General features: G+C 47.6%; 10 protein-coding genes. 4 read left to right on the top strand and 6 right to left on the bottom strand.

The genetic code is table 11. The features are described from left to right. Window positions 1-147 precede the first annotated feature (147 nt). Both HW560_RS14055 and HW560_RS14050 read left to right on the top strand, forming a co-directional pair. Entirely contained in the window at window positions 148-2,799 is a 2,652-nt protein-coding gene (locus HW560_RS14055; protein WP_179263570.1) for a cation-translocating P-type ATPase, read from the top strand. A 153-nt stretch (window positions 2,800-2,952) separates the two neighbouring features. Beyond that, window positions 2,953-4,308 carry an MFS transporter gene (locus tag HW560_RS14050; RefSeq protein ID WP_179263568.1) on the top strand — a complete coding sequence of 452 codons (1,356 nt, stop codon included), beginning with the start codon at window positions 2,953-2,955 and terminating at the stop codon, window positions 4,306-4,308. A gap of 108 nt (window positions 4,309-4,416) precedes the next feature. On the opposite strand, the gene HW560_RS14045 is transcribed toward HW560_RS14050, so the two are convergent. The 3 genes from HW560_RS14045 to HW560_RS14035 form a co-directional block, all read right to left on the bottom strand. Continuing rightward, entirely contained in the window at window positions 4,417-4,872 is a 456-nt protein-coding gene (locus HW560_RS14045) for an SMI1/KNR4 family protein (protein ID WP_179265814.1), read from the bottom strand. A gap of 42 nt (window positions 4,873-4,914) precedes the next feature. Then, a complete protein-coding gene (locus HW560_RS14040; protein ID WP_179263566.1) occupies window positions 4,915-5,571 on the bottom strand; it encodes a DUF2625 family protein in 657 nt (218 codons plus the stop codon). 76 nt (window positions 5,572-5,647) lie between these two features. Then, window positions 5,648-7,441 carry an SgrR family transcriptional regulator gene (locus HW560_RS14035; protein ID WP_179263565.1) on the bottom strand — a complete coding sequence of 598 codons (1,794 nt, stop codon included), beginning with the start codon at window positions 7,439-7,441 and terminating at the stop codon, window positions 5,648-5,650. Between the two features lie 111 nt (window positions 7,442-7,552). Here HW560_RS14035 and HW560_RS14030 point away from each other — a divergent pair, with 111 nt between their 5' ends. Beyond that, the gene (locus HW560_RS14030; protein WP_179263563.1) at window positions 7,553-8,794 is read left to right on the top strand and encodes an MFS transporter; all 1,242 of its coding nucleotides are present in this window, start codon (window positions 7,553-7,555) and stop codon (window positions 8,792-8,794) included. 179 nt (window positions 8,795-8,973) lie between these two features. After that, window positions 8,974-10,464: a right-handed parallel beta-helix repeat-containing protein gene (locus HW560_RS14025; RefSeq protein ID WP_179263561.1), complete on the top strand. Its 1,491-nt coding sequence runs from the start codon at window positions 8,974-8,976 to the stop codon at window positions 10,462-10,464. 135 nt (window positions 10,465-10,599) lie between these two features. Here HW560_RS14025 and HW560_RS14020 read toward each other — a convergent pair whose 3' ends face one another. From HW560_RS14020 to HW560_RS14010, 3 genes are all read right to left on the bottom strand, one after another. After that, complete coding sequence (locus HW560_RS14020; RefSeq protein WP_090903726.1) at window positions 10,600-11,583, bottom strand: sensor domain-containing diguanylate cyclase; 984 nt, start codon at window positions 11,581-11,583, stop codon at window positions 10,600-10,602. A 25-nt stretch (window positions 11,584-11,608) separates the two neighbouring features. Then, a complete protein-coding gene (locus HW560_RS14015) occupies window positions 11,609-12,415 on the bottom strand; it encodes an alpha/beta fold hydrolase (RefSeq protein ID WP_090903999.1) in 807 nt (268 codons plus the stop codon). 188 nt (window positions 12,416-12,603) lie between these two features. Next, on the bottom strand, window positions 12,604-14,238 hold the full coding sequence (locus HW560_RS14010; RefSeq protein WP_179263559.1) for a nucleoside hydrolase-like domain-containing protein: 1,635 nt from the start codon (window positions 14,236-14,238) through the stop codon (window positions 12,604-12,606). Window positions 14,239-14,752: the final 514 nt, after the last annotated feature.

The raw sequence follows: 14,752 nt of genomic DNA, 5'->3' as shown, positions 1-14,752 counted from the left end.
AGCAAACGAATGAGATTCACCAGACGCGGAGATTCTACCTATGGAGTTCATCAATTTGATAAAGTTTCACTGATTCTTAGCCGCCTGCAAGGTTATATAGACAAAGAAATCTAATATCCGAAATCTATGATCCAAGGAGCTGGTCATTTGCAATATTACAGACACAGTGCAGAGGAGACGCTTCAGGACGTTCAGAGTTCCACGGATGGGCTCACAACTGCTGAAGCTGCGAAGAGACTGGGGACGGAAGGCTATAATGAGATAAAAGGAAAAGCTGCAACACCCGTCTGGAGACTGTTTATTGAAAATTTTAAAGATCCCATGGTGATCGTGCTGCTGATCGCAGCCGCTGTTCAGATCGTCCTTGGACACCTGATCGAATCGCTAATTATTTTTCTCGTCATTCTGTTAAATGCGGTAATCAGTGTTGTACAGACCAAAAAAGCCGAAAGTTCTCTGGATGCACTCCGGCAAATGTCTGCTCCCGAAGCCAAAGTCATTCGTGACGGGCAGAAAAAAACGATTCCCGCGCGGGAACTCGTTCCCGGCGATATTGTCTTGCTGGATGCAGGGGACTATGTCCCGGCAGACGGCCGCATTTTGGAATCAGGCAGCTTACGAATCAACGAAGGCATGCTGACAGGAGAATCCGAAGCAGCGGAGAAACACGCAGATGCCATCCCGGAAGAAGCTCCGATCGGTGACCGTCGCAATATGGCATTCAGTGGATCACTAGTGGTGTATGGTCGGGGTACGCTCGTCATTACGGGTACAGCGCTGAAAACGGAAATCGGCAAGATTGCCGAATTGATTGAAAATGCAGAAGCGAAGGAAACCCCGCTGCAACGCAAATTGGAATCGTTTAGTAAGAAGCTGGGCTTCTTTATTCTGGGCTTGTCGATCTTGATTTTTGCCATCGAAGCAGGACGTGTCTGGTTAACCGAAGGGACGGAAAATATCGGGCCATCCATTGTGAATGCTCTAATGTTCGCAGTTGCCGTCGCTGTCGCCGCCATCCCGGAAGCCCTTTCCTCCATTGTAACGATTGTATTGTCTCTGGGAACGAATAAAATGGCTAAACAGCACGCCATCATCAGACGTCTTCCTGCCGTGGAAGCTTTGGGTTCTGCCAGCATCATCTGTACCGACAAAACAGGAACACTCACTCAAAACAAGATGACTGTGGTGGACTATTACATTCCCCATGGCACCAAAGACCAATTCCCCGATGATCCCAAACAGTGGTCTGCAGAGGAACGCCGTTTGTTACATATTGCAGTACTCTGCAATGATTCGAATATTAATCAGGAAGGCAAGGAACTTGGTGACCCAACCGAGGTGGCGCTCATTGCCTTCAGTAACCGGGTGAACAAGAATTACAATGAAATTCGTGACCAGTTTCCGCGTGAAGCCGAGCTTCCTTTTGACTCGGATCGGAAATTGATGAGTACCGTGCATACATTTGAAGGACAGACGGCTTTGCTGACCAAAGGTGGCCCGGATGTCCTGTTCAGTCGCTGTAGTCATGTGTTTATGAACGGAGAAGTTCAGCCATTGACACCTGAGATTCGCACCCAGTTTGAAGAAAAGAATGAAGCGTTCTCCAAACGCGCCTTTCGTGTGCTGGCCTACGCCTACAAAAAGTTTGATGACAAAGATCAGCTCACGATCGAGGATGAACATGATCTAACGCTTGTTGGTCTGACAGCCATGATTGATCCACCGCGTGAAGCGGTGTATGGTTCCATCGAAGAGTCCAAAAAGGCGGGCATTCGCACCATCATGATTACGGGCGACCACAAAACAACAGCCCAAGCGATCGGTGTGGATATCGGACTTGCAGGCCCGGACGAACTGGCCCTTACCGGAGCAGAGCTGGACAAACTTTCCGATGAAGAACTCGATCAGCAGCTCGAACATATCTCGGTGTATGCACGTGTATCTCCTGAAAATAAAATCCGCATCGTGCGTGCGTGGCAGCGCAAAGGCAAGATTGCAGCCATGACCGGAGATGGTGTCAACGACGCACCTGCACTGAAACAGGCTGACATCGGCGTAGCGATGGGCAGCGGGACGGATGTCGCGAAAGACGCGGCAGCCATGATTTTGACGGATGATAACTTTGTCTCCATCGTGAATGCAGTCAGTGTCGGGCGGATGGTATTTGATAATATCAAAAAAGCCATTGCGTATCTGTTTGCAGGAAACCTCGGGGCAATTATCGCCATTTTGTTTGCACTAGTGGTCGGTTGGGTCAACCCCTTCACGGCCCTCCAGCTGCTCTTCATCAATCTGGTGAATGATTCACTGCCTGCCATTGCACTGGGTACGGAAAAAGCTGAACCGGATGTCATGCGGCGCAAACCGCGGGATATCAACGAAGGCATTTTTGCCGGCGGAACGTTGCAGGCTGTTATCACACGTGGTGTTCTGATCGGGGTGGCTGTCATCGTGTCCCAATATATTGGACTTGGGATCTCGGAGGAAATGAGTGTGGCAATGGCCTTTACAACCCTGATTCTGGCACGGAGTCTGCAAACTTTTGCAGCGCGCTCCAACACACAGACGATTTTCCAGGTCGGCTTCACCACTAACAAATATGTCCTCGGCTCCATCCTGGTTTGTCTCTGCCTGTATGGAATCACGCTGATTCCAGGGGTTCGCAGCATCTTCGCCATCCCGGTAGCCTTTGGCTGGAATGAGTTCTTCATCGCAGGAGGACTCGCTCTTGCCGCGGTCATTCTGATGGATATGATCAAATGGATTCGCAATCGTGGCACACAAGCTACCGCGTCCTAAAATGAATACATGCAAATGGTCATATGCAAAAAACGGCGTCCTGGTCAGGACGTCGTTTTTGTATAGCCACTCAATGAATCCGTATGACATTATTGCCATATACATAGATTGAGCGTAAAATGGTTTATTGAATTCATAGACAGGAATGGTTACGTGAAAGATAAAATTGTAATGCCTCTCTGGACTTGCTGCCTGTTCATCGTTGTGATGAACACCACCATGTTTAACGTCTCTTTACCCGTTATTATTCATGATCTTCAGATTACATCGGACCTGGGATCCTGGGTCATTTCAAGCTACTCGATTGGTTATGCCTTGTCCACGGTGATTTACAGTCGATTGTCTGACCGTATTCCGATACGCAAACTGCTGACGGTGGGCTTGCTGATCTTAGGCTTGTCTTCATTACTCGGACTATTTGCGCACAGCTTTGCAATCCTTTTGCTGACACGCATTTTGCAATCTGCGGGTGCAGGGGTCATGGCCGGACTTGGGCTTGTCATCGCGAGCCGCTATATTCCAGTGGAGCGGCGCGGAGCTGCCATCGCACTGATCTCATCAGGCAGTGCCATGGCGTTTGGGCTTGGCCCCATTGTAGGTGGACTCATTAGTGAATACTGGGGCTGGAATGGACTTTTCGCCATTACGGTGCTTGTCCTGCTTGCACTGCCCGTACTGCTCTATTTTCTCCCGCGCGAGACGGCCAAACCAGAGAATCCTTTTGATATGATTGGTGCAGCATTAACCGTGATTAATGCAACCACCCTTCTGGTTGCCATCACTCAGCAGTCTTGGTTATGGCTGGCCATCGGTGTCATTTCACTTGTTGTGCACATTGTGTATATTCGCAGGGCGAGTCTTCCTTTTGTGAATCCACATGTATTCCGAACACCCGGGTTTACCCGGCTGCTGATCATCGGCTTCTGTGTTCTGGTCGTAAATCTGGGCAATCTGTTCCTGATGCCGCTAGTGCTCGCTGATCTGTTTGGCCGTTCGTCGCTGGCTATTGGTCTGCTGATTGCTCCTGGAGCTATCGTCTCGGCATTCTGTACCCGTTTCGTAGGTCGCTGGATCGACCGGTACGGCAATATGCGTTTTCTGATGATCGGGCACATTTTGCTAGCCGCAGTCCTTGCTCTGTTCATGCTGGGTCTGAATCAGTCTGCCTTGATTATCACCGGAGGATATCTCTTCTTCTCCCCGGCACTCTCTGCCTCGATAGCTTCACTGAATAATGAAGCGTCTCGGGTGCTGCCCAAAGCGCAGATCGGTTCCGGTATGGGCTTGTTACAGTTGATACAGTTTTTTGGCGGTTCGGTATCCGTGGCTGTCTGCGGGCTATTGCTGCACAGCATTCCGGGTGTTCGAGTAGAAGAATCCTATCATGTTGTATATGGATGTCTGCTCATAGTCTGTCTGATTTCGCTTGTCATCGTGGTCTGGCATAACAAAGCTGCACGATCAACTTCTACGGCTACAATGACTGAGACTGGATCGGTCGCAAACTAGGATGTATTCTATATATCATTTAATCAAAACATTCATGTATTCGATTGAGTAAAAGGCCCGCGTATAGCGCGAGCCTTTTGTCGTTCACGAGGATATTCAAACGGTGAATCACTCCACTGAATCACTCGGTCTGGCTTTTAAACAAGCTATGAACGCATTGAAATTGGAAGCGATCTCTCGTACATTTTCCTCCAGAAGTTGCTGGGCTTCCTCCGGCGTTTCTGATTCACACTCAGCATCTTCGCGCACCATCGCCTCTTCATGATCCATAACCAGTACGGCAGGAGATTCTGAATTCGTTCGGTAATCCAATAAATAGTTGTTGCCGCTGCTGACACTCCAAGCAATTGGAATAATCCGGAGTGGATCGGGATTCACGTCGTCTACCAGATTGATGTTATTCGCAATGAACTGATCATCGAGAGCAGAGAAGCGAATTTCCCAATCGACGACCTCTCCATTTTCAATCATATCAAATGCTTGACCGTCGGCCTGCTGTTGAAACTCCAGATATTCGTGCGGAAACACAATGCCGTAATGCTTCTGAATGTTATCGATCTGCATATTATTCACACGCTCCCTCCTATACAGCCCTGTCATCGCACATCATTTTCCACCCAATGCTGCTTTCCAGGCTTCCTCCACCGCTACAGGAGATTTGCTGCTGCTCTCGCCGCCGCCCTCCTCCGTCCAAAGCGGTGGATAATACGCAAATACTTGTCCTGTCTGAAGCTGTCCCACGTCGTTCTGCCACCCCTTCCAACGAAAGGTCTGATAGTACTGCTCCAGATCACCATTGGCCAACCAGTTGATGAAGCCTGAATAAGCCAGTTCTGTCGATTCCCATTCCAGCGTGTCAGGGGCAAAATAATATACATGTCCCGTACGGCCATACTTGCCCATATCCATACCGAAAAATCCACCCGCAGCATCGTAGGCGACGATCATCATGCCTTCCAATGCAGGTACACACGGCTGGTCACCCACACCATTCCAACGGGTCAGACTCCCGAAAATACGGTCACCACCCGATCCAAGTAACGTAATCCAGCCATCATCCAACACAATTCCCTCTGTCTCATAGGCAACGGCTCCCAAATAGGATTTGGTGCTTACTTGGAGGTGATAGAGCGCATCCTCTCCGGCCTCCCGCTGTGCAGGAACATAAGTGTATTTATTTTGTCCATGGTCCAACAGCTCCTTGAGCTCCCCCCAAGCGTGATGTTCCCGATCCACTAATTCGCTTACGGATAATTTATGCATGATCATTTCTCCCTTCGATCTACTTTAAATCCAATAAGGCAGGCCGTAGTTGCTCCATACGTTCACACTATTCCTTTTAAGTTTCAAGCTTCACCCAGATATGCTTGTAATCGATTTTCCCCCATGCATTTAAGGCAATGCCTTCAAGCATGGGGTGATGCTGGGCTCTCTGAAGACTGTGATACAGAAAGATGACATTCGAAGAACTTTTGAGCTTTTCCTGAATGTCCAAAAGCAGCTTCATTCGCTCGTCCGAGCTTGGTTCTCCCATGCACACTGTTAACTTGTCATCCACATATGCGATCAATTCCGGGCTGAGGTGATTACGCAGGAAACTGAAACGGGATTGATACAGCTCGAGCAGGGTCAGGTCTGCCTGCTCACCAAGTACTTCTCCAGCCATGACCAGATCGGCCCGTGCCAGCACTTTCGGGTCAGCCAAATGCTCAATCGGGAGCTTCACCACATTCAGTTGAACCCCCATCTCCTTGCATCGCCTGCTAATCCATGCGGCCGTTTTTTCATTCTCCAACCATTCATACGTGTACAGGTTCAGAGACTCCCCGCTATAACCGGATGCCTGAATCCGTTTTTTTGCTTCATCCAGATCAGAACCCGGTATATAATCCTGCTCAGCTCCACTGAGCACAAACCCCTCCGATGCACACTGCCTGATACCACCCAGTTCCTTAATCATTCGTTCTCGATCCAATCCCAGATGAATGGCCTGACGAAATAGATTATTCTGCTGAATCCCTGCTTTGTTCAGGTTAAAGGTCATATAGGTGCTGCCATTCTCCAACTGGCTGAGAGATGGTTCACTCGTAGATCCACTGCTCGCACCCCAATATAACAGCTGCATATCCCTGCTTGTCTTGTGTGATCCAGGCTGTCCTTCATAGTCCGGCCACACCCACATCTCAATCCGATCCAGATGAGGACGCCCTTCAAAGTAATGATCATTCGCCTCCAACACAAGCAGGGATTCATTATTTTTGATTATGCGGAAAGGACCCGTGCCAATCGGCAGTGCTGAGAAATATGGAGCTTTGTCGGCCCCCCCAAAATCTTCAGGCACGATCGAACAGCGATCCGTACAAAGAAAAGCTGGAAATACCGCATTGGGCTGGGCAAAATAAAAATCAATACAATAACTCCCGTGAGTCTCTATACCTGTGATTAAAGAAAACATCCACTCCGAGGATGTCCTTCCTGACATGCGGGCAAATGTAAATCTCACATCCTGTGCAGTCATTTCCTGACCATGGTGAAACCGTACTCCCTTACGTAAGTAAAATCGCCAGCGGCATGATGATTCGTCCCATTCCCAATGATGAGCTAGTCCGGGAAGAATTCGTTTTTCCTCCGGATCAAATTTGAGGAGTGTATCAAATATCTGTCTTACCCAATGCGATTCAGTACGCCGCTGAACCCACGCGGGGTCCAGATGAGGGACTGGCCTATAAAAGGGAAAACGCAGCACCTCCCGTTCCTCCTCCTCGGTGCGCAAGATGCCCAGCTGTCGTTCCAGCCAATCGGTAAAGTCATCCTTCATTCGCTGCGTCCCTGAAGAATCAATCAGACGCCATGCTTCATTCAACTGCTCATTCTCCACAAGCTGCTTCGCTTTGGCTGCAAGCAGATCGGACACCGATACGTGAAAAGACATTCGGGATACATTGCCTCGTCCACGACCGGGTATCCATGTCAAATAACCGGATTCCGTCAATTTGTTCAACACAAACTGTGCATTACGCCTCGAGCAATCCAGTAGTTCAGTAACCTGCTCCATCGTGACTTCAATCATCTCCTGCTCAGCCACAGCCTCAAAGTGGGTGCGCAAGATTAGATAATGCTCTTCTGCGTCCATCTTCACTCTCCTAAAAGGCGAAATCGAATTGGTGAATGCTTCGCTTTTTCTTCCTCTTTTCCAAAAGTATAATGGACCTCATTACCACACGTAAAGAGGAGATTGTTATTCATGTCTGAAATCAACGTACACACTACACCTGTCACTACGTCCGCCCCATCCGTATGGAGAAATCCAAGCTTTATCATTCTTTTTGCTGCCAGTGGCATCATTGCTCTAGGGAATCAAATCTATGAATTGGCCCTGCCTCTTATTTTATATGAACTCACAAAGTCTCCTGTAGCGATGTCCACCATGCGTGGCATTGAATTTCTGCCGAACCTGTTTCTCGCCATGTTTATCGGTGTACTGATGGACCGGGTGCATAAGAAATGGTGGTCTATTGGCTCCATCGTGTTACAGGTTATTCTTCTGCTCGCGCTGTTTCTGTCTTTTCAATATGGTCAACCTTCCATTTATGTACTCTACGGTTGCGGCTTTATTCTGATGACACTGAGTTATGCTTTTCGCAATGCATCAGCAGGCATGGTCAAACAATCGGTGCCCACGCCACTGCTAACGTCAGCCAACGCGGCTTTGGGTTTCACCACAACGTTAATTACCATTATGGGTGCCGCCCTATCAGGAATGCTTTTGATGTTATCCAACTTGTATACGGGTCTGTTAATTACCGCCATTCTGCTTGCGATATCCTGTATCATTCTATTACCACTGCATTCCTCACCTGTGTCCAGAGGAACATCTCCTCAGGGCTTCTGGGTGGACTTTAAAGAAGGCTGGATCGAGCTGCGTCGCAACCATATGTTACTGCTTATCAGCATTACGGTCATTTTTCTTAATGCGACCTCAGGTATGGTGGATGCAACCGTCATCTTTTATGCCAAAGACACTTTGCAACTGCGTAATCTAGAGCTTGGACTTGTATTATCTGCTGCCGGGGTAGGCGGTTTAATCGGCAGTCTGGTGGTAAGCTCCCTGCGCCGCAAATATTCGGCTGGTGTGCTGATTGTAGTGACCACACTGCTTCAAGGTTTCGCCTTTCTGATCCTTGGTTTGTTCCACTCCACCTACGGACTTGCAGTGGGTCTGTTTCTGTCTGGTATTTTTCAAACTATCAGCACGATCTGCATCTGGACATTCCGCCAGGAGTCCACACCACATCACATGATTGGCCGGATCAGCGGGATTACCGGATCTCTGTTCAAGCTCGGCATGCCCTTGGCTATATGGGGGAGCGGCTGGATCTCCGAGCTGTCCAATCCAGCGTTGGTGTTTGGCATAGCCGCAGCAGCGAATGTCATCATTTTTATCTGCTGCCGCTATAGTGTACTCTGGGATCGAAAAGGAACATAACTAGCAGTATCTACAAACAGGTGGCGAGATCACACTCACCACCTGTTTCTCTTTTTCTCTGTTTCTCTGTTTCTGCGTCCTCTACCCCTACTGAAATTCTATGAGCATTTTACACCCTATTTCACCATTCAAATCTGTTATAATCAAACTTCGTAGCTATTTATGAAGGAGGAATCATCTTGTATCGTATAACTACAATTGCACTCCTGGCCCTGATCCTGTTCGCAACGGGTTGTCAGAAGGATGAGGCTTCATCTGTCCCTTCTCCCGAGGCTGCGCAGGTACCGGATACCCAGAAGATATATTACATATCACCACAAGGAAACGATTCGAACAAAGGAACCCTTCAATCTCCCTGGAAAACGTTGCAGCATGCTGCCGACCATGCTACCCCGGGAAGCACCGTTTATTTGCGGGGAGGTGTCTATCACCAAAAGGTAAAAATCACTCGCAGCGGTAATTCCTCCGGCAATCCAACCCTCTTTTCCAGCTATCCACAGGAGAAGGTCATCATTGATGGTGAAGGTCTGCCGGTACGCGGCATAGAGGGTTTGATTGAAGTCGACAATGCCAGCTATATTACGATTCAAAATCTCGAAATCCGCAACTTTACAACCTCACTTCGGGGACAAGTGCCAACTGGAATATATGTTCACGGGGCAGGAGAGCACATTCAACTCCTGGGCAACACGGTTCATTCCATTGCCAATGATGCTAAACCTTCAGGACCGGATTTACAGGGCAGGGACGCCCATGGAATTGCGATTTATGGTACGGAGCATCCCCAAGCATTGCGGGATATTATCATCAAGGATAATGAGCTGTATGATCTTGTGCTCGGTTCAAGTGAATCACTCGCAGTCAACGGGAATGTGGATACGTTTGCCGTACTGGACAATACGATCCATGATACCGACAACATCGGCATTGATCTGATTGGGTATGAAGGAACTTCGGAGGACGACACTTACGATCAGGCGCGAAACGGGATTGTACGGGGAAACGAGGTCTATAATATCTCTTCCAATCTTAATCCGTCTTATGGAACAAACCTCCCCAATGACAGCAATTCTGCCGGGGGAATCTATGTCGATGGAGGCAAAAATCATATCATCGACCACAATCGGGTATACCGTAACGATATCGGCATCGAGATTGCTTCGGAGCATGCCGGGCGTTCAACCAGTCACATTACGTTGCAGGATAATCTGATTTTTCATAACAGGCTTACAGGCATCGCCATGGGCGGCTATGATGAGGAACGCGGCGCTACCGAAGACAGTACGGTTATGTACAATACGTTAGTGGAGAACGACCTGCTGGATGCAGGTAATGGGCAGCTATTCCTGCAAGCTCGAACGAAGAACAATACATTCAAGCGGAACATTCTCGTATCGGGCAGCGCTGAAGTGCTCATTTACAATGAATACACCAGTAATTCGGGGAATGTGTTTGATTATAACGTGTACTACTCCCCTGCACTACAAGAAGAGGCGATGTGGGTCTGGAAAAACACAGAGTATTCCGGCTTCACCTCCTACATGGAGGAATCAGGAAATGACGAACATTCATTGTATGTGAACCCCCAATTTGTGAATGAGGCCAACGAAGACTTCACTCTCCAAGCTGGTTCTTTCGCCGAAGGATATGGCTACCTTGCACCGCGATAATGAATACGGAGGAAGAACAACTAATTCAAGTCAGCTTCTCCCGTTTCACACTAAATAAAAGAGCTTGCGCCTAAGGGCATTTCCCTTATGTGCAGGCTCCTTAATGTTTTCCTGTTTAACTATATAACCCAACCTTTAATTTCTTACAAGCTCTGCAGCATGGGTCACCCGATTTCTCCCGCCCGTTTTGGAGGCATAGAGCGCCTTGTCCGCTTTTTGAAACAAAGACTGATCTGTATCCTCCTGCGAAACCGTAGCCGCGCCAATACTCACTGTAATGTTATACTCGCCCCAATCGGCAGAGGCGACCTGTGAACGATATCTCTCCGCTGTAGCCGCAGCTTGCTCTCGATCACAATCCGCAAGAATAATGACAAATTCCTCGCCGCCATAACGCGCCACCACGTCCGTGCTCCGTGACACCGATTGCAGCAGGCCTGCCAGATTGCCCAGCACCAGATCTCCAATTGGATGTCCATACGTATCATTAATATTTTTGAAATGATCAATATCAACGACGAGAAGGGAGAAAACATACTGAGTTTCCCGGAAGAGTCCGAGGCTTTCAAGCATTTTATCCTGAAAAAACCTGCGGTTCTTGAGTCCGGTAAGCAGATCCGTCGAAGCCAGCGTCTCCAACTGATCATTTACCTTGATTAGCGCCTGCTGCTTCACCTTATATTCTTCGTGCAGTCGTTCAAGCTCTTTGTTCGCCTCATTTGTAGCTTGATACAGTTCCTGAAGTTTGGTTTTGGTATTCATAATATCCTTTTCATGCTCAATTCGTTTGCGCATTACAACTACGACACAGTCGATGACACTTTCTCCATTGCGAGTCTGGCGAACCCCGTTCAGAAGAACCGGAACATCCTGCTGATCACTGGTGCGGAATGAGAAGTACATCTCGTCCACATGTCCATATAACTGAATATAGGGGTAGAAGTACGTATGAAAAAACAGCTTGTTAGTCACCGACATGGTGGACTCGATATGCCGGCCCAACATCTCATTGCGTTCATACCCCAGCATGGTCAGCAGGGTTTGATTAGCTGTTTTTATGATGCCAGCGTCAGAAATGGAGAAGTATCCACAGGGTGCCATATCTAATTGTATATCCATGGATGAACTGCCTTTCTTCCGAGTTTTATGCAATCGTTAAATAATTCTTGATTAATCGGATCGTTTCTTCCGGTTGACTGAGATGCGGGTAATGCCCTTTCGCAGTCATCTGCTGAAGCCTGCTATTTTTCAGATGAGCATGCAGGTAATTTCCTACTTCAACCGGAGCAATGCTATCATCGGAGCACTGGAGAATCAATGTCGGTACCGACGCCTGATCCAGATCGACACGACAGTCGGATAAAAACGTTACTTCTGCAAATTGTCTCGCAATGTGCGGATCTCTCGAACAGAAGCTCTTTTCCAACTCTTCCGCCAGATCTTTCCGTTCCGGGTTCTGCATCACGATTGGAGCAAGATAACTCGCCCAACCAATAAAGTTCATCTGCATCATATCCAGCAACTCATCAATGTCACGTCGATCGAAACCCCCATAATAACTCGGTAAATCATTTACATAACGAGGCGAAGGCCCCAGCATGACGATTTGCCTGAAATAGGTGGGTTCATGAATGGAAGCGAGCATACCAATCATGCTGCTGACCGAGTGTCCAACAAATATAACATCTCTCAAGTTGAGCGCTTCCATAATTTCCAGTACATCCTGGGCATATCCTTGAAGATTGCTGTATTTGTCTGCATCATAATAGTTAATTTGAGATTCACCCGAGCCTACATAATCAAATAAAACAACCCGGTAGTTCTCCGTAAAACTCGGTACAATATAGCGCCACATATCCTGATCACACCCAAACCCATGTGCAAACATAATCGTTTGGCTGCCTGTTCCCAGCACATTCACATTGTTACGCACGAGGACGTCAATCGTCATCCAAATCACCTCTCTGAGGTCGTATTCTTTTGCTTTGATCCATCTGGTTATTATATCGGAAATATTTGGGTTATGGATAGAAATATTAATTTTCATTACTTTGGATACATAAATCATCATGCACACTGTATGCCAAAAGGCCCTCTCATCACGAAAGGGCTCTTTGTTCTTATTTTTTTGATCCTTGGCTATTTTACAGTGAGAATCACACGTTGATAATGCTTCAACTGATGCTCTCCATCATCCTGTACTTCGGCTACAATATGAATTGTATCACCGGATTTGGCATCATCAGGCACGGTGAACGTTACAGCATTGGTGTCGCTGTCCGCTAATTGAATCGTATCCAGCTTCTCACCCTTGGCCAGTTCACGATGCAATCCAAGCTGCAGGTCACCCGCCATCTCAGGCTGGACCTTCTCCTCCTGGACATTGGAATCTTTGTACGTATCTGCTTCAAAATATCTCCACCATCTGTACGTCAGTTGATCCCCATCCGGGTCCTGACCTTCTGCATGAAGGGTTACTTTCTCGCCCGGGCTGACGGAAAGGTCTAATCCTTCCTTAATGGTGAGTGTCGGATTATGGTTGGCTCCTTCAAAGGTATCCGCGACGGCCCAATCGGCACGAGCCGCAAAATCATTCTGAATATCGTCAAACCATCTCATCAGAGAGTATTCAGCCTCATATCGTTTGGTATACGGATCGTAATCAAGAACGTTGTTCCTAAACAGCTTGTCATTTACCACACCGAAGCGACCACCCCATCCACCGTAGGAAGGGTCTTCCATACTGCGCAGGCCATTATCGATCAGATAGAAGAAGGATGGCGAATCACCTTCGGAGATAAAATCGTATTTGTCATACTGCGGATTTTTCTTCAAATATTCAGCACTACCGCGCTGCTCTTCGTCCAGCTCGCCTTCAATCATTTTACCATCACCCATGGTTGCATACATATCCAACAACTTGCCATGACCATCCAGAATGTTTTTGACCATCCAGTCGCCATGCAGCTTGCTATTGACTTCCTCTGTATGGAATTTCCACGCATAGGCAAAATGCCAGAAGTTCGATTGGTCGTTCAGAATGCGAATGTCCGGCCAATTTTTTGCAATATAGTCGTTATAGCTGTCATCCTGATCGAGGATAATGTATAGCACCAGTTTATCACTGACCTTTTTGCGAATCGTTTCCCACTCTGCGGTGTCCTTGTACTGTTCTTCAATCGATTTCAGTGCTCTGGCTGTTGTATTCGTACCGCCCCAGGTCTGCACAATCAGATCTCTGGAATCATCGTCGAGGAAAAGCGTTTCGAGAAATTTGGAACCTTCCGTTTCTTTCGCCATCTCCCCTTTGTCAGAGATATTACCGATTTTGGTCATCTTGCGAAGCTGCTCCGGCTCCGGATATCCCTCTGCATGTCTGGACAAGTTGGGATAGATCTCACCATAGGCATCAATCATATCGTACACCCACTGTGTTCCTGTCCAGCGGAAAGGTTGGATTCCTGCTTCCTCGTCGCCTGCATAATGATACACTGAACTGGTCAGCACAATGCCCGCCAGATCCATTTCATTGGAATATAAGAGAAAACGAATAACCGAGTTCATATCATCCACTTCACCATCGGTTGTAATTACCGTTCTGGCTTTGGTTGCAGAATGATCTGCCGTTTCTACAGGTTCATTTTGTTCCTGTTCTGCCGTCTTGTTCGGCGTTTCAGTGGCCGTTTGCGGTGTTTTGGATGCGCACCCACTGACAATCAGAACCATACTGAGGCAGCCAGCCGCCAAAACGTTTAACCATTTTCCTGTACTCATGTTCGTGATGCTCCCCTTTCTTGTGTTCCACGCGATGTGTTTTGGGAATGTCTGCGATGTCGGCCTGCTACTTAATATGGACCGTAAAATGCAAAAAAACCCAAACATCAATATGAGCTGGACGGAGTCCACACATATCAACATTCAGGTTTTGCCTGCCAAAGCAGTAACAATCCTCATTTGAGAAAAAGTATAACATGTTCGCCGTTTAATGTAAACGCATTCAACATTAAGTATATCAATTGATCTACACATTTACACGAGAACCGGAGAGGACAGAAATAACCTGAAGAAGCGGAGATAAAAGCTTTCTGAAAGAAAGCTACATCGGGAGCATACGCTTCGCCTTTATTCCCGGATTTTCACCTTTAAAAGAGGAAATCAAAAAAATCTGGGGATAACAGCGATCGGAAGGTTGTTCTTCATCGGAGTGGCAAGTGTAAATATTCTTTAGTTCAATTTATATAACCAGGGTGTAAGCTTTTCCCATTTTGATATATGATTATGCTTATGA

This window comes from Paenibacillus sp. E222 (genome assembly GCF_013401555.1).
Classification (GTDB): Bacteria; Bacillota; Bacilli; order Paenibacillales; family Paenibacillaceae; genus Paenibacillus.
Note: the sequence above shows the minus strand (reverse complement) of the source record. Positions and strands in the feature narration are given on the sequence as shown.